We start from the raw sequence: 23,842 nt of genomic DNA on the forward strand, positions 1-23,842 counted from the left end.
ATTTATTATGAAAAAAATTATTCTATTAACCTTTTCCACTATTGCTTTATTGTCCTGTAATAAAATTGACGATGACTCTAAACAAGAATTTAGTAAATCGGAGCAAAATGATTTAGTTACTCCCGATCTTATGAGCTACAGTTATGTAGATTTAAAAGAAGTTTTTTATCAGTATGCCCAAAGTAATTGGCTGGAAAATATTGATCAATTAGAAAGATCGTTTTTTGAAGCACATGCTAAAGGACTTTTTTCTGATGAAAATAGTATTAACGACAAAATAGTAGATATTGAAATTCAATATAATTTCAACTTTTCAAAGGAAGTATCTGTGGTTTTATCAAATTTGTATAGTTCTATTTTCAATACAGAAATCAAGACATTGAAAGAAGTTTTCGATACTGAAAAAAGTAAGTTTATCAATAATAAAGATTTGACACTTAGCGATTATGAAGTATTGAATCCCATATTTGCATCGTTTGAGGCAAATATAGATTTTCTTCTTCTTCAGTATAATTTTACCAAGAATGCAAATCCTCGAAAATCTTTGTTTGGTTCAAATCCAAAATATACGAGTTGGTTAGACTGTATGACACAAAATGGTGGTGCTCCAATAGCTAGAGGTTTAGTTGAAGGGGCTATAGGAGGTGCTATTACAGGCGCTATTGCCGGAGCAGGTGGAGGTACTGTTGTTGTACCTATAATAGGGACTACAGTAGGTGCTGTAGGTGGAGCAGTTTTTGTAGGTGCTGCGGGAGCGAGTACGGGTATGTTAGGAGGATTTCTATGGGCTAGTGTGGATTGTTTTACTCAAACACAAGGAGGAAGTGGTTCTGGAAATTGTGTACTCTTGGGGACTATTGACCCTATTGATCCAAGATATAAGGGAATGAATTACCCCAAAGTTATTCGTTCTCAAATGAGCCCTTCTCAGGAAGAAATTATACGTAATGAAATTCAGAATTCCCTCAGCGATTTACAAAGAGTCTCTTTGAATAGTAAAGTTAGAATTACGATAAAATAATTTAAAATACCATGAAATATGTTTTTGTTACAGTAGGAACCTTATTATTTTTATTTTCTTTTTACTTTAAAAATAGCATAAAATTAGTCATAGCATCTGGGCATTGTTTTTATAAAGATTGGTTGTTTTATGTCGCTTTATTGATTTCTTTTTTAGTGAGCTACACAATAAGCTCAACCTTGATTAAAAGGAAATAAGCTCGGCTTTTAGTTTAAGATAATAAAAAAAAGTCGTGATTCACTCACGACTTTTTTTTATTTCTTAACTGCAAGGGCTCGAATTCCAATTGGTATGACCTCGACCTTCCCAGCATTGATAACTCTGTTTGATTTTTGTGACGTGGTACTGTCCCTCTTTTAAATTAACAGTCATCACTACTTTTTTTGCTTTTACTGAATCATCGTTTATTCCCTCTTCTACTAAGGTTACTAATGTAACAGAGGTATCAGACATTTGTAAAACCGTAATATCATAGCTGTATTTTCCCTCTGCCTGGGTATCTTCTGGTGCATACAAACGCATGATATTTTCTACAGAAGTGAGTTTCTCTCGTTGAACGGTCTCATTTAGCTTATCTAATATGTCTTGTTTGATTAATTCATATTCTTCTATCGCTGAATCAAGTTTAACTTGATCTACAGGCGTGCTCGTTTCTACCTCAGTAGGAGTGGAGGAGGCAGTTTTGTCTTGACATCCCATCGTGCCGACTCCAACTAGTATAATGCCGAAATAATAAAATAATCTATTCATAGCTAATTAGTTAAGATTGTTACTCCTATAAATATAACTAAAAAATAGTAGTATATTGTATTTTTTTTTATGAATTTGTAAAAGCTGTTGCTTTTTTGTTTATAAAAACAAGATAGCTGTGATGAAATTATAAGGTTTAGATTCCAATTTCAAATTGCATTCTAAAATACCAGTTATTTTTACCTGCTCCTTGATAGAAGTCTAATTGATCATAACTAACTTCTGCTTGTAGCTTAAAAGCGTGTTCCCATAGGTACTTTGTAACACCTAGGGTGTACTGAGTTGTGTTGGGTAAGTTTAATTGTTCATGGAGTTGTGTTTTCATTTTTTGAGTAGAAACACGGCCGATAAATTCGTAATTACTTGGCAAGATGTAGCTCAATTGATAATCCATTCCATGACCTGCAAAAACATAACTACTGCTTTTTGATCCGTCTAGTTGTGGTTGATACGTGATTGCATCGTCTACATTTCTATTCATAAAGGAAACCATTCCCGCCCAACCATTGTATTTTAAGATGGCGTCAGCCATAAAAGAATTGAGGTTTCTAGGTTCATAGAGTTTTGTTCCTGTTTGTCCTTGTGAGTTTTCAGCATTGTTATTGTGTGAAAATGTTCCAGCAAGTAGTAATTTGGGTTTAGCCTCTCGAGCAATATCACCTTCGAAGTACGCTCCATTGTTTTTAAAACTTCCCATTGGAAACAATTCTACACGACCTGTTAAGGCATAACTATCGCTTTCAGAACCTTGGAAATTTCTTCCTCGTCCTGTAGATACGGCCGTTTTAATAACATAGCCAAACTTGTCTTTGCGCTCTTGATGATAATATGCCTGAATACCAAAATCGCGATCGATGTTAAATTTAGCGTTATTAATCGAGCGATCCGTTAATTGCAAGGCTCCTGATGAGTTGATGCGCTGTCTATTTCCAGGTAGTTTAGTTTGTCCGAAAATAAAACTCCAATTCTCATTTGGACGATAAGTCATTGCAGCATCTCGAATGATGTTTACTGATTCTCCTTCTACTGTTTTACCCATGTCTTTTGGAGCAAATGACAACTGGATAACGTATAAGAATTTAGGGTTTCCTACATAACCGTCGAAACGCAAACGCAAACGTCTAATCTCGCCCTCATATTTTGTTTTTCCTCCATCATTTTCCATGAAGGTTAAACGGTTTTGCATGCGAAAACGCAAGTTTAATTGAAAAATACTGTCTGCGGATGTTATTCCAACTCCTTTACCAAAATTGTAGTAAGGCAATTGAGCAAGTTTAACATCGTTGTTTTCAGTTTCAATCTTCTGTGCTATTGCGTTAAATGAAAGTAACGTCAATATTAATAAATAGATCTTTTTCATGTGTTCGTGTGTTGAGTTTGCAAAAATAAGATTAGTTTTGTTTCCGCATTTATATCGTTGTTATCGAAATGTAAGTTTAATGTTATTAAATGGTTAATTAAAGATAGTAAAGAAAACAGCATGTCATATATTGGATATCATTTTACCGTAGAGCCTTTGGTGCCTGGTGTAGAGATTCTTATCGCAGAATTAGGTGAAAAAGCATTTGAGAGTTTTGAAGAAACAGCCCTAGGCGTTAGTGCTTATGTACAGCAAGACTTGTGGACAGAGGATATTTTGGAGGATATTTTCATTTTGCAATCAGATCAATTTACCATCACTTATCGAAAAGAAGAAATTGAACAGGTAAATTGGAATGAGGAATGGGAAAAGAATTTTGATCCAATTGATGTAGATGGGATTTGCTATATTCGCGCGCCTTTTCACGAAAAAACGCAGGCACAATACGATATTGTCATTGAACCTAAGATGAGTTTTGGAACAGGTCATCATGAAACAACTTATATGATGGTACGTCAAATTTTAACCAACGATATGCAAGATAAGGTTGTGTTGGATATGGGATGTGGAACGGCTATTTTGGCAATTTTAGCTGCAATGCGTGGTGCAAAACACGTAGATGCTATTGATATTGACAATTGGTGCTATTTAAATTCTATCGAAAATGCAGAGCGCAATGCTTGTGCCACTGTTGAAGTATTTGAAGGGGATGCATCTATTTTAGCTCAAGAACCGAAATACGATGTTGTATTAGCGAATATCAATCGCAATATTTTGTTGAATGATATGGATCGCTATATCCAAACTATGAAGGAACAGGCAGAGATTTACTTCAGTGGATTCTACACAGAAGATGTATCTAGCATCAAAAAAGCTGCTGAAGAAAAAGGTTTAACCTTTGAAAATCAATTAGAAAAAAATAATTGGGTATCTTTGAAGTTTAAAAAGCGTTAGTCATATTAAAATACGAATAGTATGAGTACAAAAGAAATAGTTGAAGAAAAAATTGATGTAGCGGAGTTGCTCGACAGTCAGAGTGAAATCATCTTGTATAACGATGATGTCAATACGTTTGATCACGTGATAGATACGTTAATCAAAGTGTGTGACCATACTGCAGAACAAGCAGAACAATGTGCTATTTTAGTTCATTATACTGGAAAGTGTACGGTGAAGACGGGTGAGTTTAAAAAATTAAAACCACAATGCCTACAACTGTTAGACGCAGGATTGAGTGCAGAAATACAATAAAAAAAGGGAGCTATAGGCTCCCTTTTTGTTTAAAGTGAGGTCCCACAAATACTCTGATGGGATTTCCTCTTGCGATCTGCATTTGGTTTAACCAAGTGTTTCTCTCCTGCTGTTCTTTGGCAGATTCGTTGAACTGCTCTATCTTTTCTTCCAATCTCGCACGGGCTACTTTCTTGTTCTGATGTTGTGATCGGCTATCCATAGCGGTTACTTGTAAACCTGTAGGAAGATGTGTCACGCGTACAGCAGAACTGACTTTATTAACGTGTTGTCCTCCTGCACCCGAACTGCGAATCGCCTGATAGGATAAATCTTGTTCTGCTAAACTTTTCCTTTTTTTAGGTTCTTCGCTTTGAAAAATTCCAATAAACCAGTTTTTTCGCTTGTGCTTTGGGCGAAAAGGACTCGGACAGATCCACTGTATACTCCCGAGCCAGGATTGCAAGAAAACAGCAAGTTTGCGCTCGTCCTCGCCATTGATTGCTATAAAAATGGAGTCTGAATCGCAGCTTGCCCGTTCTTGATAAGTGGCTGTTAGCTGTTGTTGGTTTGCTTCTTTTACGACAATAGCAGCAATTCGAGTTACAGCAAATGAACATTCTGCGGGACCTCTTCCTGAGGTAATTTGTATGATCCTTTTCATCTTACTTATCCATGCGTACAAATTTAGGCGTAAATGTACCTAGGGTTCGTACTAAATCTTCTTGTGCTTGCATAACAGTGTGAATGTCTTTGTATGCCATTGGGGCTTCATCTACACTACCTCCGAGGAGCTGTACGCCTGCCGTTTTTAAAGCTGCTTTAATATCGCTTTTAGTGAATTTGCTCTTACATGCATTTCTTGAATGCAAGCGACCTGCTCCATGGGATGCTGAATTCAAACTCGCTTCATTTCCCAAGCCTTCGACGATAAAACCAGGCGTTGTCATGGATCCAGGAATAATTCCCAACTGACCTTCTGCAGCGGGGGTAGCTCCTTTTCGATGCACAACGAGTTCTTGTCCATGGATCACTTCTTTCCACGCAAAGTTGTGGTGATTTTCAATCGTAAACGCAATTTGTTTACCCAAAGCTTTGGCTATGCGTCGATGAATATCATCGTGACAAGCTTTGGCGTAATCTCCTGCCAAATTCATGGCCAACCAATATTCTTGTCCATCGTGTGTATCGAGATCTAACCAAGCCAAATGTTGTGCATTACTTGGTAACGGACATTGTTTAGTCGCTAAATAGGTGTAGTGTTTGGCAATGTTTGCACCTAAACCTCTCGAGCCACTATGGGATAGCACCGCGATATAACTACCCGGTTCTAATTTCCATTCGGGCTTGGTTTCTGTTAAATGCACTACGCCAATCTCTACAAAGTGATTGCCACTTCCCGAAGTCCCTAATTGTTTATACGCCTTGTCTAACAATCCTTTTACAAAGGGAATGTCCTTAAACGCATCGCGATAGAATACGTCGTGATCCACTTTGTTTTGATGGGTTTCGTACATCCCAAATTTGGTGTGATCCGCTAGGATATTCATCAACTGATGATCTTTTCCTTTGAGGAAGTTTGCCGGTAAATTAAATACAGACAAACTCATCCTACATCCGATATCTACGCCAACTCCATAGGGAATGACGGCATTGTTTGTGGCTAGTACACCACCTATTGGTAGTCCATAACCATAATGCGCATCAGGCATTAAAGCACCCGCTGTTGCAACGGGTAGCTTTAGTGCAGTATATAATTGATACTTGGTCTGTTCGTCGATGGCATCTGCTCCAAAAATGGAGAAAGGTGCACGTGTATGTGTTAGCTCCTGTCTTTTGATCTCAACTTGTTTGATCATACTTTCTGCTACTTTTCCCCAAATACCATCTCCTAAATAGGTTTCGGGGTTTTGTAACACTTGTTTTGCTTCTCTAAGTATAGCGTCTTTGTTTTCTTTTTTCTTGTAACGACTAATGGTACCTAAAGCAATATTTAGGGTATTATTCTGTGGAAAACCTAATTGAATGAGGTCTTTTCCTGAAAGTTTCCTTCCCATGATTTTTTGTTTAATTGACTATAAAGGCAACTCGCAAATAGGAGTTGCGTGAATCTTGTTGGCGTTCGACCAACGCGTCAATTCGGGTTTTCTGTAAAGGGTCCGGAATAAACAAAAAAAAGCCCGAATTTACATCTTCGGGCTTTTTCTATATCAAGTAATCTAATTTACTACAGTGAAGTACCACGAAGATACACCCATGCAACCTGTGCTGGTGTGAACAATGCCGATGTAGAATTTAGTACAAACATTTTGTCTTCGTTTTTTAGGTGTTAAACTTATTTGAATGCAAATTTTGCAAAATATTTTTGATATAATCAACTAAAAATGAGTTTTTATTTTTAGAGTAGGGGTTTGGTTGCTAAAAAAATAAAAATGAGAGGATAAAAAGAAATCAAATAGAGAATCGCGAAAGGAAAAGTGGGCTGTTGATAAGATTTGTCTATTTTTGTAAAAAATATTCACAATGAAAAAGTTAATAGGATTAGCAGTTGTCATGGGCTTTATGTTTCAGTCATGTGTAACAACTGAAGAGGTGACCGTAAAAAAAGATGGAGCAATAACGTATGCCATGGATATGGATTTCTCGGAATTGCTACAAACAATGCCTAATGCGAACAGTATGTCAGGAGATGTAAAACAAGCGTTAGACTTAATTAATGGAGAAGAATTATCTGTAGGACAATTATTGGATATTAGCCTGTTAGAAAGCAAGAATCCAGAGCAAGCGAAAGACAGTATTCTCAAAGCTAATCCTGATTTACTCAAAAAAACAGAAAATTTAAGAGTGCGCGTGATGATGAATGATTCCATCGGAAATATTGGATTGAAAGTTATCGCTAAAAGTGCTTCGGATCTCAATACCTCTTTGGCGAATTTGGAAGAATTAAGAACGTTAGGTGAGGGAAATGGAAAGAAATTAGATGCACCTGAGTTTGTCAAGCAGTCGAAATACAATTGGAAGAAAAAAACATTACAACGCACGATTAGTGTTAAACCAGAAGATGCAGCAAAGAGTTTAGGAGAGATGGGACAGATGGCTGCGATGTTCACGTACAGAATTAAAGTGAGTTTCGAACAACCGATAAAATCAGTATCTTACCAAGATGCGATGATTTCACAAGATGGTAAATCGTTTGTCAAAGAATTTAAAATGTCAGATGTTATCGAAAATCCCAAGGTATTAGAGTATAAAGTAGAATTGAAATAAAAAAAAAGAGCTTGATTTTTCAAGCTCTTTTTTATGGATTTATGTCCTGTTCTAATAATTTATCGAAATCATCAATGAATTTTTTGAAGTATTCACAGTTTTGATGTAACTGCTTAAAATCAGAATGAAGGAAGATTTTACTATTATCTGATTCACTGTATTTCTTGTAATACGTTGTCAAAAGTTCTTTAGGTTCTTTAATTAGCATAGGGTCACCGTCAAAAGTAGCTTTTGTGTTGTAATAGGTATTAAAAGCATTGATATCGGCTAAAATTAAGGCCTCTATTTCCCATACATGAAGTAAAAAAAGAGTTTTCTTTACTTGAGTACACCCTTTGAAATCGTTATAATACGATTTTCTCTGCAATCTCTTTTCTCTGTATTCTTTAGTCATAAGACCGTCAAGATCTCTTGTAAAAACTACAATATCGGGTTTATGACTAATACATTCTATTCGCAGTGCTGTTTTAGCTCCTTTGTTTTCTAAAGATGCACCTGTGAATTTGTTCTTTAACAGCTCAACAAATTCTAAATCAATATATTTCTTCTTTAAAATATTTTCAATTGATTTAGTATCATTAGGAGCTTCTCCTACTAGTCCAATCTTCATGACTTAATCTTCTAAATCGGAATTAATCCAATAGTTACTCAGTTCTAGCTCATCCATATATAAACTAGCTTTTTCTTTCTTGACTTCATCCAATTTTTTTAATACGGTTTTGCCCTCTACTTTAGCTGCTATAAGGATAGAATCTAATTCGCTTTTTTCTAAAATATCTAGCGTTAATGGCGAATGAGTCGTAATAATGATTTGAATAAATTTACTTCTTTCTTTGATGTAGCTCATTAATTTTAGCAACTGATGCGGATGAATTCCTAATTCTGGTTCTTCAATCATGACTACTTGGAATTTCTTGTTCTCATTGTTTGTACCATTCAAATCAACAGTAAAAAGTTCTGATAGGATATAAAAAATTCGCCTTGTTCCATCGGATAGATCATCAAAGGTGTACCACTTTTTATCTATAAAAAATTCGAGATAGAAGTTCTTAATTGAGATGTTCTTCTCTTGATTGTCAATTTCAACTAAAAAGTTTTCATTTAATCTAATGTTTTCAATTGGAGAATAACTAAGTAAAACACTTTTCAAATCCTGAATGTAGTGTAAACGAGATAGTATAGTCTGTTTGTAGTCTGTTTTTACTTTCTCTATATACTTGTCTATAGATTCTTTGTTTTTTAATCGGTTATTGAAATATTCCCCATTAATTATATATTCATTGATTAATGAAAATAAGACTTTTTTAAAAAAGGAAGAATCTATTTGTTCAGAGTGATAAAGCTTGAAAAAATCATCAGAAAAATCACCATTTATGATAAGATCAATATTTAGAGGTGTTTCAATGATAGGGTAATTTTTAGGAATACCATGTCTGATTAATTTAGAATATAATTGTATGTTGTGGTTTTCTAAAAATTCCGAGAGTTTATGAGCTTCATCAATGTGGTTTATTTTAATATCGGACTTTAACTCATTTGAATTTAGAGCTATGTGACCTTTAAAACTCGAATTAGTCTTCAGTTTAAAGTTTTCTGTAAAATTTAAAACAGTTTTTTTTGAGAAGGAAAAATTAAAGATATTCTCATTGCTCTTTAATACATAAGATGAATTAAAATTGTTGTATTTCTCAAATTTAAAATTCAAGGAATCGTTTAAATAGTTAAGGAAATTTGTTTTACCTGCAGCATTTTTTCCAATAATTATATTTAAAGAAGGAGTGAATTCGATAGAAACATCATCGATCGATTTATATCCGGATAATTGTGTACTACTAATGTAAGAGGTGTTCATAATTTTTACTATAAAGTATTAGGTAAAAGTAACTATTTCTATTTAGTAAATAGCAATAAAAATACGTTAAAACAAAACAATTGGTTTAATCTAAAATGAGTGTTGGTATTGTTATTTATACGTTTAAATAGGGCGTGTTTTGTTTAAAGTTAAGCTAATTTTAAATACATCGAACACTGAAGTTCTAAATTACATCGTGTAAGTTTTTTTTCTTATAGGAATCAAAAAGAAAAAACCCACTAATTCAAGTGGGTTTGTATATTTATTGGAATAAAAATAGAAGAAGTTCTCTTATAATTTATTCATGTTTCCAGCTAAAGCTTCGATGAATTTACCAATAGGTCCTTTTACCATCATCGCCATCATGGGGTTGAAGTTTCCTTCAAAGTGAAGTTGGATTTCCGTATTGTTTGCGTCAACTTCAGTGATGTCTCCAGTTAGGGTAAACGGTAGTTTATCACTAGCTGCTCCTAAAACAATTTTAGTGTGAGGGGTTGCCTCTTTTTTCTTTAATTTGATTTCGGGCATTCCCTTTAAAGCGAAAATGAATGAATCATCTCCTGTAACTTCAAATTTTGCTATAGACTCCGGCATTAACTTTTCGAAGTTTTTTACGTCTGATAATGCGTTAAATATATATTCAGCGGATTGAGCTACTTTTACTTTTGGACTTTCTAATTGCATATGCTTATTTCTTTAATTATTGATTCCATTGTGATGGATTAACTCTCCATTCTTGTAGTGTTTCTAAATCAGATGCAGAAATGTAATTTTGTTTCACTGCATTCTCCAATAGCGAAGAATAATTGCTCAAGGTAGTTAATTCAACCCCAGCTTGGGTGAAGTTGTCTTTAGAAACTTGAAATTCATAGGTAAAAATAGCAGCCATTCCCAAAATTTCAGCACCATTTTCTTTAAGTGCTTCTACTGCTTGTAAGCTACTTTTCCCTGTACTGATCAAATCTTCAATTACAACTACTTTTTTTCCTGCTTCTAATTGACCTTCAATTTGATTTTGTCTTCCGTGTTTTTTAGGTTCAGGACGAACGTAAACGAAAGGCAATTGCAAAGCCTCAGCTACTAATAATCCAATTCCGATAGCACCAGTTGCTACACCAGCGATTACATCTGGTTTGCCATATTTCTCCACAATGTGTTTCGCAAACTCTTCTTTTAAGTATTTTCTTATCTCTGGATAAGATAAGGTTATACGGTTATCACAATAAATAGGTGATTTCCATCCAGAAGCCCATGTAAAAGGATTTTTTGGATTTAATTTAATTGCGTTAATTTGCAGAAGTAATTCGGCCGTTTGTTGAGCTGTTTCTTTAGTAAAAATCATAATACAAATGTATAAAGTTTTTGTAAACGATAAACCGTTGTTTCTCACTGATAAAATTGAGAAAGAAACCGATTTTCAGTTATTCTTGTTAGACAGTGTTGATATTGACAAAATTATCATTAAATATTTTCAAAATAAAATTGATAAGGCTTTTTTATATCATCCTGATGAAAAAGCGATGATGAAAAAGTTAAAAGAGAAAATTCCCGTTCAAAAAGCAGGGGGTGGAGTGGTTTATAATGAAGAAGGAAAAGTTCTTTTTATCAAGAGAAATGGCAAATGGGATTTGCCTAAGGGCGGTATTGAGAAACATGAGGAAATAGAAGAGACAGCAGTTCGCGAAGTAGAGGAAGAAACAGGAGTACGTCAACTGAAGGTAATTAAAAAGCTACCAAAGACCTACCATATATTTAAGCGCAACGGCAAGTATCGATTAAAAATAACCAGTTGGTTTGAGATGACTACGGCGTATCAAGGAGAGTTAAGTGGTCAAGCAGAAGAGGGAATAGAAGAGGTGGTATGGTTTGATAAGGCGCAAATTAAGGAAGCAATGGCTAACTCGTATGAAAATATAAAACTTTTAGTAGAAGAAGCAGGTTTGCTTAGTGAATAAAAAAGTCGCCGTAGTGGCGACTTTTTGTTTTTTATATTCGTACAGGTTCTGGAACGAGTTTGGTATAATCTCCATTGTTTCGAATGACATCGCGTACAATACTTGAACTAATAAAAGAAGTACTAGCAGCTGTAAGTAAGAAGACCGTTTCTATTTTAGTCAAGAAGCGGTTGGTATGGGCGATGGCTTTTTCAAATTCGAAATCCGCTGGGTTTCGCAATCCTCTTAAAATAAATTGCGCCTCTTTTTGGTGACAAAAGTCAGTGGTTAACCCTTGGTACGTTTCTACTTTTACTTTGGGTTCATTCGCAAAGGTCTTTTCAATAAAAACTTTGCGTTCTTCTAAACTGAACATGTATTTTTTGTCAGCATTTACACCAATGGCAATAATGATTTCATCAAAAAGAGGCAGGGCTCTTTGGATAATGTCGTAATGCCCATTCGTAATTGGATCAAACGATCCAGGGAAAACAGCTCTTCTCATACTTTAGGAGTCTTTATTTCTGCAAAGCTAATGTAATTGCATTGCCAAACAAATCGGATAATGGAATTTTAGCTTCGGCAGCTTGTTGGGGTAAAATACTTTCTCTTGTTAATCCTGGAACAGTATTCATCTCCAATAAAAAGGGCGTATCACCTACGATGATAAATTCGCTTCTCGAAAATCCATCCATCTTTAAAATGCGGTAGATTTTTATTGCAATATCTTCTATCTTGGCTTTAATGATATCGTCTATGCGCGCTGGAGTGATCTCTTGAGATTTGCCTAAATATTTCGCTTCATAATCAAAAAAGTCGTTTTCGCTTACGATTTCTGTAATAGGCAGTACGATAACTTCTCCTTTGTAATTGATGACTCCAACAGAAACTTCAGTTCCCTTTAAGAAACTTTCGATTAAGATTTCATTGTCTTCTTTATAAGCGACTTCAATCGCTTGTAAAAGTTCTTCTGTGGTATGGGCTTTAGAAATTCCAAAGCTCGAACCTGAGCGATTTGGTTTGACAAAACAAGGCAACCCTACGCGTTGAATGATTTCTTCTGGGTTGATCTCGTCCCCTTGGTTTAAATAGTAAGAAATAGCCGTTTGAATACCATAAGGTTTTAACACAGATAACATATCTCTTTTATTCATCGTTAAAGCAGCCTGATAGGAATTACACGAGGTATGAGGCATTTGAATCAATTCAAAGTAAGCCTGTAACAACCCATCCTCTCCTGGTGTTCCGTGAATGGCATTGAACACCACATCAAAAGAAAGGGTGTGTCCTTTATACGGAACAGAAAAGTCGTTCTTGTCAACGGGGAACTCCTCGTTGTTCTCATCGACATAAACCCATTTATCGCGAAAAATATGGATTTTATAAGGCGTGTATAGCGCGCGGTCTAAGGTGTCAACTACAACTTGACCGCTTTTGAGTGAAATTTCAAATTCACTCGAATAGCCTCCCATAATTACTGCTACGTGCTTCATATACCAAGGATGTTTGAAGTTAAATTGATAAAAGAATTGGATTAAATTGTTTAAAACAAATTTATAACAAAACACAGAAACAAAAAATCTTTTCGATTTTATATCTTTGTCAAAAATAGATCCCTATGAAATTAGTTCAATTTTTGAAAAGTAAGAGCTTTTTAATTTCTTTGGCAGTGGCCATCTTAATCTCTATTATGGGCGTATTAGGCCTATTGAAATGGTTGAAAATAACAACAAATCACGAACAGCGTATTGAAGTTCCCAATGTTATAAAACTCGATTCCTTTCAAGCCGAACAAGCACTACAGCAAAAAGAATTGCGCATGGTGGTATTGGATACGTTAGATTACAATAAGAATTATCCTCCATTAACGGTATTGGAACAAGATCCTACGGCTGGCTCAAGTGTAAAAGAAAACAGAAAGATATATGTTAAGATCAATGCTTCAGGGTATGGTAAAGTAATTTTACCGGAATTAGAACAATTGACGTATAGACAAGCTAGTTCGACCATTGCTTCAATGGGATTGAAGGAAGGAACAAAATCATATGCTACTTTCATAGGAAAAGATGTTGTTTTGGGTATTTACCAAAATGGAAAAAAATTAAAAAAAGGAGATTTAGTTGTGAAAAACTCTAAGATTGATTTTGTCTTAGGTGATGGAAAGGCTGGATTATCAGCAGAAGAATTGGATGTTGCTCCAGCTATTGATTAAGATAACATAAGTTATGCAAGAAAACGTAAATGAAGGGTTCGACGATTTAGAAGAGGAGTTGTATGAACACTTTCGATTTGAAGCGGGTAAAGGACAAGCGCCTTTACGCGTAGATAAATTTTTGATGAATTTGGTGGAAAATGCTACGCGCAATAAAATTCAACAAGCGGCATCTAATGGGAATATTTTTGTGAATGATGTTCCTGTAAAGTCCAATCACAAGGTGAAGGCTTTAGATGTGGTTCGCGTGTTAATGAAGCAACCTCCATTTGAGCATATCATCATTCCTGAAAATATACCTTTAAACATTGTTTATGAAGACGAAGCTTTATTGATCGTGAATAAGGAACCTGGATTGGTTGTACACCCAGGACATGGTAATTATACCGGAACGCTAGTCAACGCTTTGGCGTATCACTTTGATAATTTACCGCTGAATAGCAGTGAACGCCCTGGATTGGTACATCGAATCGATAAAGATACCAGTGGGTTGTTGGTTGTAGCTAAAACAGAATGGGCTATGACAGAGCTTCAACGTCAATTTGCTGAAAAAACAACAGAACGCGAGTATGTGGCTTTGGTATGGGGGAATGTTGTAGAGGATCAAGGAACAATAGAGAGCTATATTGGAAGACACGTGAAGGATCGCATGCAAATGGCTGCTTTTGACGAGGAAGAAAAAGGCAAATGGGCCGTTACACATTACAAGGTTTTAGAGCGCTTTGGCTATGTTACCCTCGTTTCTTGTCGATTAGAGACAGGACGCACCCACCAAATTAGGGTACATATGAAACACATCGGACATACGTTGTTTAACGATGAACGCTACGGTGGAAATCTAATCCTAAAAGGAACAACCTTTACCAAGTATAAACAGTTTGTAGAAAATTGTTTTCAACTTTTACCAAGACAAGCATTACACGCTAAAACATTGGGCTTTGAACACCCTGTAACCAAGGAATATGTTCGATTTGATTCGGAGGTTCCACAAGATATGGTGGCTTGTATTGAAAAATGGAGAAACTACGCTCAAAACTCTGCTCTTGAGCTTGAATAAGAAATAAGGCTTCCCCTCTTTAAGGGAAGCCTATGTTATATAAATAATCGTTATTTTTGTTTTTTCTTCCGTCTTTTATCTACATACTCTAACAGTAAAAATCCAGTATAAAGACCTATCGAAAAGAAGATAAAGTTTTTTAGAAAGGCTTTAGAGAGTTCATAATTATTTACATAGCAAATTAAGAATGCGTACAAAACACCTCCTGGTATAACAATACGTAATCGCTTAAATAAAGTAGACATTGTTTATTTTCTTATATAGATTAAATAAAGGTAAATCTTTTTCAAGTGTGATATGCTTTTGTAACAAATTTGTTTTGCAATCAATATAAGCTTTAGCGAATGCTGATCCAAATCCCCAAAAGACCTCTGTTTTCTAAAAGAGAAAAATAGCTAATGTCGTTTTTTGTTAATTCTCTATTTATGAGCGTTTCTTTATCTAAGTGTTTACTAAAATTGTCAATTAAAGAGGTAGTTAATTTGCCATAATCTTCGTATGTTACTTGAAGTTTTTTTGTTCGCTTACTTCCTTTTTTTAATTATAGCTTTCTATTGATTTATCATTTGTATGACAAGAAAGTAATAAGGTAGCACATAAAAAAATAAAGGTTTTCTTCGTTTTATTTGTTTTTGAGTTTTAAAAATAATTTCAAATATAGTTTTTTCAATAATTTAGGCTGTTAGTCGTTTTTTTACTAAAAAGTAAAAACAATCTGGAACAGAGGCTTTTTGATTCATAATTTTGATTCACTTTTATTGAGAATTAGTTTCTGTTATTGTTTAAAGACTCATTTCAATCACACCTCGTTATCTCTCCTCTTTTTTTTCGACTAGAGAATTTTTTGTACACAGAAAATGAATGTATACTAAAGGTTTTTCATTAAAAAATAGGTATTTTTGAAGTTTGCTAGTCAATTGTGAGTAAGGGTTAACAAGTATACTCCAATTGAATGAGCTATGTTGAGGTAATCCATGGAAAGTAAGTTTAAAAAACACATCGAATTAAATTTCGCTGAATTAACAATGCATCCCCTTTTACTAGCAGTTAGTGGAGGTATAGATAGTCTTGTGTTATTGCAATTATGCCATCGTTTAGGCTTGGATGTTGCGGTTGCACATTGTAATTTTCATTTGAGGGGAATGGATAGTGTATTGGATCAGCAATTTGTTGAACAGGTTTGTCAACAGATAAACGTACCTTGTTTTGTACGTGAATTTGACACTCATCACTATGCAACAACGCATAAAGTATCTATTCAAGTTGCTGCGCGTGAATTGCGCTATCAGTGGTTTGAAGAGCTAATCAAACAAGGGAAGCGTAAATTTTTACTGACTGCACATCACTTGGATGATTCGATGGAGACGTTTTTTATTAATTTTTCTAGGGGAACTGGAATTGAAGGATTGCTAGGAATACCAGAAAAAACAGACTATATTCGGCGGCCATTGTTAGTATTTACACGTGAGGAAATTGAACAATATGCAGAAGCTAATCAATTGATTTGGCGTGAAGATTATACCAATGCACAAACAAAATATTTGCGAAATAAGATAAGAAAAAATATCTTGCCTGTTTTTAAAGAAATTAATCAACAACTGGATCAATCTTTTCAACAGACCGTTGCGCATTTAAAAGAAGCACATCAAATGAGTGAAGATGCTAGTGAGATGATGTTTGAGAAAATTGTGATTAGACAAGGAGACGACTTGTTGTTTCCCTTAAAAGAATTAAGCGAATTGTCTTTGCCTAAAGCGTATTTGTATAAGTGGTTAGAACCTTATGGTTTTAAAGCATGGAATGATATTGCTGATTTAGTCAAGGCTGAAAACGGAAAGAGAATCCTAGCGGAACACTATTGCTTGATCAAAGATAGAGCGCATTTATTATTGAGATTAAAGAGCAAGATTGTTGAAGACACAGGAGATTCTTATTATTTACAAGAGAACCAAACAATTAACCAACCCATACACCTAACAACTAAAACTTATGAAAGAACTAAAATTGAATTGACATCGGATGCTTTGTGTGCGTATCTCGATCGAGATAAGTTGCAGTTTCCGTTGCTTATTCGCAAACCTAAAAAAGGAGATTATTTTGTGCCCTTTGGAATGAAGGGAACAAAGCGAATTTCTAAATATGTAAAAGATGAGAAAATGACCCAATTGCAGAAGGAAAATCTGTGGTTATTATGCTCAGGAGATACCATTGTATGGATTATTGGAAGTCGAATGGATGAACGATTTAAGGTAAGAAATACAACTACTAATGTTTTAAAAATTAAATTAACCGTATGAAAAAATTAGCTTATTTGCTATTTTTCTTTGTGTCTATTTTTAGTGTTCAAGCGCAGATGATGGAAAATCCTGCGAAATGGACCACGAAAATTGAGAAGAAATCCGATACTGAATATACCATTACATGGAATGGTATTATCGAAGATGGTTGGCATATGTATTCCCAGTATACTGCTGATGGAGGACCACTGCCAACGGAATTTATATACAACAATATTGAAGGAAATTACGAACTGATTGGCGATGCGAAAGAAAGCGAAACCAAAACCGTTTATAACGATATCTTTGAAGTGGATGAAACCTATTTCGTAGGACCCGTTCAACTGGTACAAGATATTAAATTAACGAACGTAGATACGCCGAATATCCAAGTTGAACTAGGGTATCAAGTGTGTTTAGATGTTTGTATTAGCCAGAGTAATCTTTTTGTATACGATTTAAAAACCTTGCAAGTAGTAGAAGTGGATAACTTCGAAGCGTATGAAGCCAAGGCTACTACAGCAAAAGAAGAAACCGCTTCAACAACGGACACAGCTACAGCTCCTAAAACGGAAGAAAAAAGAGGGTTATTTACAATCTTTATCCTCGCGTTTTTCTCTGGATTTGCTGCTTTGTTAACTCCTTGTGTGTTTCCAATGATTCCCATGACAGTGAGTTTCTTTACGAAGCAGAGTAAAACAAGAGCAAAGGGAATTAAGAATGCTATTATTTACGGCTTGTCTATTATCTTGATATACGTTGTTTTAGGAACGATTGTCACAGCTATTTTTGGAGCTGATTCACTGAATGCCTTATCTACAAACGTCTATTTCAATGTGATTTTCTTCCTCTTACTCGTTGTGTTTGCAACGTCTTTCTTGGGGGCATTTGAAATTATGTTACCCAATTCATGGGCGAATAAAGTAGACTCACAAGCGGATAGAGGAGGTATAATTGGAATTTTATTCATGGCTTTAGCCTTAGCTATTGTTTCTTTCTCTTGTACAGGACCTATTGTTGGAACTTTATTAGTGGAAGCAGCATCTAAAGGAGGAATTGCACCGATCGTTGGAATGCTTGGGTTCTCTTTGGCTTTAGCACTTCCATTTATGTTATTTGCGATGTTCCCAGGATGGTTAAACTCTATCCCGCGTTCTGGTGGATGGTTAAATACCGTAAAAGTATCTTTAGGGTTCTTAGAATTAGCACTAGCCTTTAAATTCTTGTCTAATGCGGATCTAGTCTTGCAAGCACATTGGCTAGAACGAGAAGTGTTTTTAGCGATTTGGATTACCATCTTTGGGGCTTGGGCCTTGTATCTATTTGGTAAGATTCGATTGCCGCATGATAGTCCAATGGATAGTATCTCTGTAGGACGTTTATTTATGGCGTTGTTTGTTACGACGTTTACTATTTATTTGGTTCCTGGTTTATGGGGTGCGCCATTGAAAATTATTTCTGGTTTCCCTCCTCCAATGACGTATGCTGAAAGTCCATATGGCGTTGGTGGTAAAGGTGGTGGCGGTGGATCTGCAACAGCAGAAGTATTGCCAGATGGAGCTAAATATGGAGCACATGATATTGTCGCTTTTACAGATTATGAACAAGGAATGGCTTATGCTAAATCAGTGAATAAACCCGTTTTGCTTGATTTTACAGGGTTTGCTTGTGTAAATTGTCGTAAAATGGAAGACTACGTTTGGTCAGATCCCGCAATTTTAGCGCTGCTGAAGAATGAGGTTGTCTTAATCTCTCTTTATGTAGATGATAAAAAAGAATTGCCTGAAAGTGAACAGTATATTTCTGAAACAACAGGGAAGAAAATTAAAACGATTGGAAATAAATGGAGTGATTTCCAAATGAAACACTACCATGCCAATGCACAACCTTACTATATTGTGTTAGATGGTGAAGGACAGCGTTTGTCTGAACCAGTTGGGTATACCCCAGATGTAGAAGAATATAAAACCTGGTTAGAAGGCGGTATTCAAAAAGGAAAATAAATTTTTAATATAAAAAAGCGATCGAAATTCGGTCGCTTTTTTTTGTTTATTTTAAGACTAAATCAGGGGATAAATTAATAAATTGTAAGCTTTAAATTTAAAATAACATTGACCATTAAATACAGATAAACATGATAAAAAAGTTTGTTGTTACCAGCTTAGCTGTGTTTGCATTATCAACAGCGCAAGCACAGGTACAAACACCTCCTACAAGTACGAAATCAGAAATTCACCAAGTCGTAGGTCTGACAGATGTGAGTATTGATTATTCAAGACCTAATATGCGCGGGCGTTTAGTTTTTGGTGATCTAGTTCCCTATGGACGCTTGTGGCGTACTGGAGCAAATATGAACACCGTTGTAACTTTTGGAAATGACGTTGAAATTGATGGTAAAGTGCTGAAAAAAGGGTCTTATGCGATTTATACCATTCCAAAAGTAGAGGAGTGGGAAGTGATTTTTTATAAAGACACCAACAGTTGGGGGTTACCAGAAAAATGGGAAGAATCAAAAATAGCCTTGTCAACAAAAGTAAAAGTGCAAAATTTAGATCGCAAGTTTGAAACTTTTACCATGGCAATTAATAACGTGAATATTGATTATGCAGATTTGGAAATCATGTGGGAACGCACATTAGTTCCTGTGCGTTTTAAAGTGCCTACGGACAATTTAGCGATGGAAAGCATTACTGAGACGTTTGATGGGCCTAAAATCGTTGATTTCTATGCGGCAGCGGAGTATTTCTATTTAACAGGGAAAGATTTGACTAAGGCGCTGTCTTGGATTAATAAAGCTATTGAAAAATCAGCAGATAAAGTTCCGTACTATTTTGTACGCCTGAAGTCGCAAATTCAAGCTAAAGCAGGGGATAAGATTGGAGCAGTAGAAACGGCTAAAGTGGCGTTGGATTTGGCTGAAAAAGCAAATAACCTCGACTATGTAAAAATGAATAAAGACGCAATCAAAGAATGGTCTAAAGCAATTTAATGCTGATTGAATGATATTTACTCCCCTAGAGAGGCAAATGGAACTTTGCTTGTTATAGGTAGATGAACAACGAAGAATGAACCACAGTTTGCCTATTGAGAAAATAGGGGCAACCTAGTAAAAAAACAAAACACAAAAAATAGTATCTTTGTATCTTAACAACACAATCTAAATGATGCTTACAGAATTAAATGCGATTTCGCCTATTGACGGGCGTTATAGAAGTAAAACCCAATCATTAGCTCAATATTTCTCTGAAGAGGCTCTAATTAAGTATAGAGTCTTGGTTGAGGTTGAATATTTTATTGCGCTATGTGAATATAACCTTCCTCAATTGAGCGGTATTTCACCTACTTTGTTTCCAGAATTACGAAAATTATACAAAGATTTTACGGCGGAAGATGCGCTTTGGATTAAAGAAAAAGAAAAAGTAACCAACCACGATGTAAAGGCGGTTGAGTATTTCATCAAGGATGCTTTTGATCGTTTAGGGTTAGAACAGTACAAAGAGTTTATTCACTTTGGGCTTACTTCTCAAGATATTAATAATACCTCAATTCCCTTATTGACCAAAGAAGCCTTTCACGAGGTGTATATGCCTTTGTTTGTTTCTGTTGTGAATAAGTTAAAGGAATTGAGCAAGGAATGGGCCGATGTGCCTATGTTAGCTCGAACACATGGACAACCTGCATCGCCAACGCGTTTAGGAAAAGAAATGAACGTGTTTGTTCAGCGTTTGGAAGAACAATTGCGCTTATTAAACAATGTTCCTTTTGCTGCTAAGTTTGGTGGAGCAACAGGTAATTTTAATGCACACCATGTAGCGTATCCTACGTATGATTGGAAACAATTTGGAGAGGATTTTGTTGAATTGAGTCTGGGTTTAAAGTATTCTTTTCCGACGACACAAATTGAACACTATGATCATTTTGCTGCTTTCTTCGATGCTTTAAAGCGAATTAATACAATTTTGATCGATTTAGATCGAGATATTTGGACGTATGTGTCTATGGATTACTTCAAGCAAAAGATCAAAGCAGGGGAAATAGGTTCTTCCGCTATGCCACACAAAGTGAATCCAATCGATTTTGAAAATTCTGAAGGGAATTTAGGGATAGCCAATGCTATTTTTGAGCATTTAGCTGCTAAACTACCGCTGTCTAGATTGCAACGCGACTTAACAGATAGCACGGTATTGAGAAATATCGGTGTACCTATGGGACATACTCTCATTGCTTTTGAATCGACATTGAAAGGATTGAATAAGTTGCTTTTAAATGCGGATAAATTTGCTGAAGATTTAGATAAGAATTGGGCTGTAGTAGCGGAAGCAATTCAAACCATCTTGAGAAGAGAAGGATATCCAAATCCTTATGAAGCCTTGAAAGATTTAACCCGCACCAATACTGTAATCAATAGAGATTCGATTCACAACTTTATTGATACCTTAGCAGTTAACGATGCTATTAAAGCTGAATTAAAACAAATTACCCCAAGTAATTATTTGGGTGTTTAGCATAAAAAAAGGACTGATTTAGTCCTTTTTTTAGTAGTAAAATTAAAAAAGGCTGTCATTTATAGACAGCCTTTTTATATGGAATGAGCTAAGATTTAGATAGCGTCAATAATTGCATTTAATGTAGCACTTGGGCGCATTGCTTTTGAAGTAGCTGTTGCGTCTGTTTGGTAATAACCACCGATTTGCTGTGCTTTACCTTGCGCGCTAATTAACTCTTCGTTAATTTTTGCTTCACTTTCCGTCATTGCTTTAGCAATTGGAGCGAACTTAGCTTTTAAGTCTGCATCTTTGGATTGAGCAGCTAAAGCTTCCGCCCAGTACATCGCTAAATAGAAGTGTGATCCACGGTTGTCGATAGAGCCTACTCTACGCGCTGGTGACTTATCGTTGTCTAAGAATTTTGCTGTAGCTTCGTCTAGTGTTTCTGCTAATACTAAAGCTTTAGCATTGTTTTGTGTTTGACTCAAATGCTCGAAAGAAGCACCTAAAGCCAAGAATTCTCCGAGTGAATCCCAACGTAAATATCCTTCTTCGATGAATTGTTCAATGTGTTTTGGAGCAGATCCACCAGCACCTGTTTCAAATAAACCTCCTCCGTTCATTAAAGGAACAATAGAAAGCATTTTTGCAGATGTACCTACTTCTAAGATAGGGAACAAGTCTGTTAAGTAATCACGCAATACGTTACCTGTAACAGAGATTGTATCTAATCCTTGGCGGATGCGTTCAACCGTAACTTTCGTTGCTTCGATTGGACTTAAAATACGGATATCTAAACCTGTTGTATCGTATTGTTTTAAGTATTCGTTTACTTTGTTGATTAACTCTCTATCGTGTGCTCTGTTTTCATCTAACCAGAAAATAGCAGGTGTCTCAGATAAACGAGCACGGTTAACAGCTAGTTTAACCCAATCTTGGATGGGAGCATCTTTTGTTTGACACATTCTGAAGATATCTCCAGCTTCAACAGCTTGTTCAAAGAAAACAGTATTGTTTTCGTCAGAAACGCGGATTGTTCCTTTTGCGTCTGCTTGGAATGTTTTATCGTGAGAACCGTATTCTTCAGCTTTTTGTGCCATTAAACCAACGTTTGGTACAGATCCCATTGTCGTTGGGTTATACGCACCATTTACTTTACAGTCTTCGATTACCGTTTCGTATACCCCTGCATAGCAACGGTCTGGAATGATTGCTAAAGTATCTTGTTGTTTTCCTTCTTTATTCCACATTTGTCCTGAGGTACGAATCATTGCAGGCATAGAAGCATCTACAATTACGTCAGAAGGAACGTGTAAGTTTGTGATTCCCTTGTCTGAGTTTACCATTGCAATCGCTGGTCCTTGCGCAATTGCTGTATCAATCGCTGTTTTGATTTCTGCCTCTAATGCATGTCCTGCAATCTTAGCATATAAATCACCTAAACCATTGTTCGGGCTAATTCCTAATTCAGTAAATACAGCAGCGTATTTTGTGTAAATATCCGCAAAGTATCCTTCTACAACAGCACCGAAAATAATAGGGTCAGAAACCTTCATCATCGTCGCTTTTAAGTGCGTAGAGAAAAGAATGTTTTTCGCTTTTGCTTCTTCTTTACATTCAGAAACAAACGCTTTTAATTTATTTAGATTTAAGACTGTTGAGTCGATCACATCTCCTTGTAGAAGTGAAGCGTAGTCTTTCAATACTTTAGTTGATCCGTCAGCAGCGATGAATTCGATTTTGAATTTACCGTCTTTAGCAACGGTTACTGACTTTTCAGAACCGTAAAAATCACCTTCACTCATTGAAGCTACTCTTGTTTGAGAATCTTTCGCCCAAGCGCCCATGCTATGTGGGTGTTTTTTAGCGTAATTCTTAACTGCTTTAGGAGCACGACGGTCTGAGTTACCTTCACGTAATACTGGGTTTACAGCAGATCCTAAGATTTTAGCGTATTTCGCTTTGATTTGTTTTTCTTCTTCATTTTTAGGTTCTGCAGGGTAATTTGGAACAGCAAATCCATGAGATTGAAGTTCTTTAATAGCTGCATTCAACTGTGGAATAGAAGCAGAAATATTGGGTAATTTAATAATGTTAGCATCTGGGCTTTTTGCCAATTCACCTAATTCAGCTAAAGCATCTCCAATTTTTTGTTCGTCTTTTAAAAATTCTGGAAAATTAGCTAAAATACGTCCAGCTAGAGAAATGTCTCTTGTTTCTACCTCAATATCCGCTGTTTTTGCAAAAGCCTGAACAATCGGTAAGAAAGAATACGTAGCTAACATTGGAGCTTCGTCTGTAAACGTGTAAAGGATTTTAGAATTCTTTGTCATTTTTGTTAGATTTAAATGATAACAATATAATTGTTTGTATGTGTTGAGTCTAAAACATTGAAA

22 protein-coding genes are annotated in these 23,842 nt (G+C 35.7%); 11 read left to right on the plus strand and 11 right to left on the minus strand.

Going from position 1 to position 23,842, the window contains the following annotated elements:
• Positions 1–7 precede the first annotated feature (7 nt).
• Positions 8–1,021, plus strand: coding sequence for a hypothetical protein (locus ACPDG9_RS05250; RefSeq protein WP_430526709.1), 1,014 nt, complete (start codon positions 8–10; stop codon positions 1,019–1,021).
• Between the two features lie 261 nt (positions 1,022–1,282).
• Here ACPDG9_RS05250 and ACPDG9_RS05255 read toward each other — a convergent pair whose 3' ends face one another.
• Both ACPDG9_RS05255 and ACPDG9_RS05260 read right to left on the minus strand, forming a co-directional pair.
• The gene (locus ACPDG9_RS05255) at positions 1,283–1,771 is read right to left on the minus strand and encodes a hypothetical protein (protein WP_430526710.1); all 489 of its coding nucleotides are present in this window, start codon (positions 1,769–1,771) and stop codon (positions 1,283–1,285) included.
• Positions 1,772–1,907: 136 nt separating this feature from the next.
• Positions 1,908–3,131: a porin gene (locus ACPDG9_RS05260; protein ID WP_430526711.1), complete on the minus strand. Its 1,224-nt coding sequence runs from the start codon at positions 3,129–3,131 to the stop codon at positions 1,908–1,910.
• A 120-nt stretch (positions 3,132–3,251) separates the two neighbouring features.
• On the opposite strand from ACPDG9_RS05260, the gene prmA reads away from it, so the two are divergent.
• Both prmA and ACPDG9_RS05270 read left to right on the plus strand, forming a co-directional pair.
• On the plus strand, positions 3,252–4,085 hold the full coding sequence (gene prmA, locus ACPDG9_RS05265) for a 50S ribosomal protein L11 methyltransferase (protein WP_430526712.1): 834 nt from the start codon (positions 3,252–3,254) through the stop codon (positions 4,083–4,085).
• 21 nt (positions 4,086–4,106) lie between these two features.
• Complete coding sequence (locus ACPDG9_RS05270) at positions 4,107–4,382, plus strand: ATP-dependent Clp protease adaptor ClpS (RefSeq protein ID WP_430526713.1); 276 nt, start codon at positions 4,107–4,109, stop codon at positions 4,380–4,382.
• 10 nt (positions 4,383–4,392) lie between these two features.
• On the opposite strand, the gene prfH is transcribed toward ACPDG9_RS05270, so the two are convergent.
• Together prfH and ACPDG9_RS05280 are read right to left on the minus strand one after the other, a co-directional pair.
• Positions 4,393–5,025, minus strand: coding sequence for a peptide chain release factor H (prfH, locus tag ACPDG9_RS05275; protein WP_430526714.1), 633 nt, complete (start codon positions 5,023–5,025; stop codon positions 4,393–4,395).
• A 1-nt stretch (position 5,026) separates the two neighbouring features.
• Positions 5,027–6,418, minus strand: coding sequence for an RtcB family protein (locus tag ACPDG9_RS05280; RefSeq protein WP_430526715.1), 1,392 nt, complete (start codon positions 6,416–6,418; stop codon positions 5,027–5,029).
• A 466-nt stretch (positions 6,419–6,884) separates the two neighbouring features.
• Here ACPDG9_RS05280 and ACPDG9_RS05285 point away from each other — a divergent pair, with 466 nt between their 5' ends.
• A complete protein-coding gene (locus tag ACPDG9_RS05285) occupies positions 6,885–7,628 on the plus strand; it encodes a hypothetical protein (protein WP_430526716.1) in 744 nt (247 codons plus the stop codon).
• Positions 7,629–7,659: 31 nt separating this feature from the next.
• Here the strand turns inward: ACPDG9_RS05285 and ACPDG9_RS05290 are convergent, their stop codons facing one another.
• From ACPDG9_RS05290 to pyrE, 4 genes are all read right to left on the minus strand, one after another.
• Positions 7,660–8,238: a hypothetical protein gene (locus ACPDG9_RS05290; protein WP_430526717.1), complete on the minus strand. Its 579-nt coding sequence runs from the start codon at positions 8,236–8,238 to the stop codon at positions 7,660–7,662.
• A 3-nt stretch (positions 8,239–8,241) separates the two neighbouring features.
• The gene (locus ACPDG9_RS05295) at positions 8,242–9,480 is read right to left on the minus strand and encodes an AAA family ATPase (protein ID WP_430526718.1); all 1,239 of its coding nucleotides are present in this window, start codon (positions 9,478–9,480) and stop codon (positions 8,242–8,244) included.
• 291 nt (positions 9,481–9,771) lie between these two features.
• On the minus strand, positions 9,772–10,164 hold the full coding sequence (locus ACPDG9_RS05300) for an SRPBCC family protein (RefSeq protein ID WP_430526719.1): 393 nt from the start codon (positions 10,162–10,164) through the stop codon (positions 9,772–9,774).
• A 16-nt stretch (positions 10,165–10,180) separates the two neighbouring features.
• Positions 10,181–10,822 carry an orotate phosphoribosyltransferase gene (gene pyrE / locus ACPDG9_RS05305; RefSeq protein WP_430526720.1) on the minus strand — a complete coding sequence of 214 codons (642 nt, stop codon included), beginning with the start codon at positions 10,820–10,822 and terminating at the stop codon, positions 10,181–10,183.
• 7 nt (positions 10,823–10,829) lie between these two features.
• Between pyrE and ACPDG9_RS05310 the strand changes: the two genes are divergently transcribed.
• Positions 10,830–11,435 (plus strand): NUDIX hydrolase, encoded by a 606-nt coding sequence (locus ACPDG9_RS05310; protein WP_430526721.1) that lies wholly within the window; start codon positions 10,830–10,832, stop codon positions 11,433–11,435.
• Between the two features lie 31 nt (positions 11,436–11,466).
• On the opposite strand, the gene coaD is transcribed toward ACPDG9_RS05310, so the two are convergent.
• Positions 11,467–11,919, minus strand: a complete 453-nt coding sequence (coaD, locus tag ACPDG9_RS05315; RefSeq protein WP_430526722.1) for a pantetheine-phosphate adenylyltransferase — start codon at positions 11,917–11,919, stop codon at positions 11,467–11,469.
• A gap of 13 nt (positions 11,920–11,932) precedes the next feature.
• On the minus strand, positions 11,933–12,907 hold the full coding sequence (locus ACPDG9_RS05320) for a D-alanine--D-alanine ligase (RefSeq protein ID WP_430526723.1): 975 nt from the start codon (positions 12,905–12,907) through the stop codon (positions 11,933–11,935).
• 125 nt (positions 12,908–13,032) lie between these two features.
• Between ACPDG9_RS05320 and ACPDG9_RS05325 the strand changes: the two genes are divergently transcribed.
• The 6 genes from ACPDG9_RS05325 (at position 13,033) to purB (ending at position 21,464) form a co-directional block, all read left to right on the plus strand.
• Positions 13,033–13,626, plus strand: coding sequence for a PASTA domain-containing protein (locus tag ACPDG9_RS05325; RefSeq protein WP_430526724.1), 594 nt, complete (start codon positions 13,033–13,035; stop codon positions 13,624–13,626).
• A 13-nt stretch (positions 13,627–13,639) separates the two neighbouring features.
• Complete coding sequence (locus tag ACPDG9_RS05330; protein ID WP_430526725.1) at positions 13,640–14,683, plus strand: RluA family pseudouridine synthase; 1,044 nt, start codon at positions 13,640–13,642, stop codon at positions 14,681–14,683.
• Positions 14,684–15,657: 974 nt separating this feature from the next.
• Positions 15,658–16,980, plus strand: a complete 1,323-nt coding sequence (tilS, locus tag ACPDG9_RS05335; protein ID WP_430526726.1) for a tRNA lysidine(34) synthetase TilS — start codon at positions 15,658–15,660, stop codon at positions 16,978–16,980.
• Positions 16,977–18,962 carry a protein-disulfide reductase DsbD family protein gene (locus ACPDG9_RS05340; RefSeq protein ID WP_430526727.1) on the plus strand — a complete coding sequence of 662 codons (1,986 nt, stop codon included), beginning with the start codon at positions 16,977–16,979 and terminating at the stop codon, positions 18,960–18,962. Before tilS ends, ACPDG9_RS05340 begins: the two co-directional genes overlap by 4 nt.
• Positions 18,963–19,093: 131 nt before the next feature.
• Positions 19,094–19,948, plus strand: a complete 855-nt coding sequence (locus tag ACPDG9_RS05345) for a DUF2911 domain-containing protein (RefSeq protein ID WP_430526728.1) — start codon at positions 19,094–19,096, stop codon at positions 19,946–19,948.
• 175 nt (positions 19,949–20,123) lie between these two features.
• A complete protein-coding gene (purB, locus tag ACPDG9_RS05350; RefSeq protein ID WP_430526742.1) occupies positions 20,124–21,464 on the plus strand; it encodes an adenylosuccinate lyase in 1,341 nt (446 codons plus the stop codon).
• A 95-nt stretch (positions 21,465–21,559) separates the two neighbouring features.
• Here the strand turns inward: purB and ACPDG9_RS05355 are convergent, their stop codons facing one another.
• Positions 21,560–23,779, minus strand: coding sequence for an NADP-dependent isocitrate dehydrogenase (locus tag ACPDG9_RS05355; RefSeq protein ID WP_430526729.1), 2,220 nt, complete (start codon positions 23,777–23,779; stop codon positions 21,560–21,562).
• Between the last annotated feature and the right edge of the window lie 63 nt (positions 23,780–23,842).

It is taken from the genome of Myroides sp. C6-3, from assembly GCF_050522425.1.
In the GTDB taxonomy this organism is placed as follows: Bacteria; Bacteroidota; Bacteroidia; order Flavobacteriales; family Flavobacteriaceae; genus Flavobacterium.

Coding starts and splice junctions, on each gene's coding strand:
- ACPDG9_RS05250 (WP_430526709.1), top strand. CDS start 8: ATGAAAAAAATTATTCTATTAACCTTTTCCACTATTGCTTTATTGTCC.
- ACPDG9_RS05255 (WP_430526710.1), bottom strand. CDS start 1,771: ATGAATAGATTATTTTATTATTTCGGCATTATACTAGTTGGAGTCGGC.
- ACPDG9_RS05260 (WP_430526711.1), bottom strand. CDS start 3,131: ATGAAAAAGATCTATTTATTAATATTGACGTTACTTTCATTTAACGCA.
- prmA (WP_430526712.1), top strand. CDS start 3,252: ATGTCATATATTGGATATCATTTTACCGTAGAGCCTTTGGTGCCTGGT.
- ACPDG9_RS05270 (WP_430526713.1), top strand. CDS start 4,107: ATGAGTACAAAAGAAATAGTTGAAGAAAAAATTGATGTAGCGGAGTTG.
- prfH (WP_430526714.1), bottom strand. CDS start 5,025: ATGAAAAGGATCATACAAATTACCTCAGGAAGAGGTCCCGCAGAATGT.
- ACPDG9_RS05280 (WP_430526715.1), bottom strand. CDS start 6,418: ATGGGAAGGAAACTTTCAGGAAAAGACCTCATTCAATTAGGTTTTCCA.
- ACPDG9_RS05285 (WP_430526716.1), top strand. CDS start 6,885: ATGAAAAAGTTAATAGGATTAGCAGTTGTCATGGGCTTTATGTTTCAG.
- ACPDG9_RS05290 (WP_430526717.1), bottom strand. CDS start 8,238: ATGAAGATTGGACTAGTAGGAGAAGCTCCTAATGATACTAAATCAATT.
- ACPDG9_RS05295 (WP_430526718.1), bottom strand. CDS start 9,480: ATGAACACCTCTTACATTAGTAGTACACAATTATCCGGATATAAATCG.
- ACPDG9_RS05300 (WP_430526719.1), bottom strand. CDS start 10,164: ATGCAATTAGAAAGTCCAAAAGTAAAAGTAGCTCAATCCGCTGAATAT.
- pyrE (WP_430526720.1), bottom strand. CDS start 10,822: ATGATTTTTACTAAAGAAACAGCTCAACAAACGGCCGAATTACTTCTG.
- ACPDG9_RS05310 (WP_430526721.1), top strand. CDS start 10,830: ATGTATAAAGTTTTTGTAAACGATAAACCGTTGTTTCTCACTGATAAA.
- coaD (WP_430526722.1), bottom strand. CDS start 11,919: ATGAGAAGAGCTGTTTTCCCTGGATCGTTTGATCCAATTACGAATGGG.
- ACPDG9_RS05320 (WP_430526723.1), bottom strand. CDS start 12,907: ATGAAGCACGTAGCAGTAATTATGGGAGGCTATTCGAGTGAATTTGAA.
- ACPDG9_RS05325 (WP_430526724.1), top strand. CDS start 13,033: ATGAAATTAGTTCAATTTTTGAAAAGTAAGAGCTTTTTAATTTCTTTG.
- ACPDG9_RS05330 (WP_430526725.1), top strand. CDS start 13,640: ATGCAAGAAAACGTAAATGAAGGGTTCGACGATTTAGAAGAGGAGTTG.
- tilS (WP_430526726.1), top strand. CDS start 15,658: ATGGAAAGTAAGTTTAAAAAACACATCGAATTAAATTTCGCTGAATTA.
- ACPDG9_RS05340 (WP_430526727.1), top strand. CDS start 16,977: ATGAAAAAATTAGCTTATTTGCTATTTTTCTTTGTGTCTATTTTTAGT.
- ACPDG9_RS05345 (WP_430526728.1), top strand. CDS start 19,094: ATGATAAAAAAGTTTGTTGTTACCAGCTTAGCTGTGTTTGCATTATCA.
- purB (WP_430526742.1), top strand. CDS start 20,124: ATGCTTACAGAATTAAATGCGATTTCGCCTATTGACGGGCGTTATAGA.
- ACPDG9_RS05355 (WP_430526729.1), bottom strand. CDS start 23,779: ATGACAAAGAATTCTAAAATCCTTTACACGTTTACAGACGAAGCTCCA.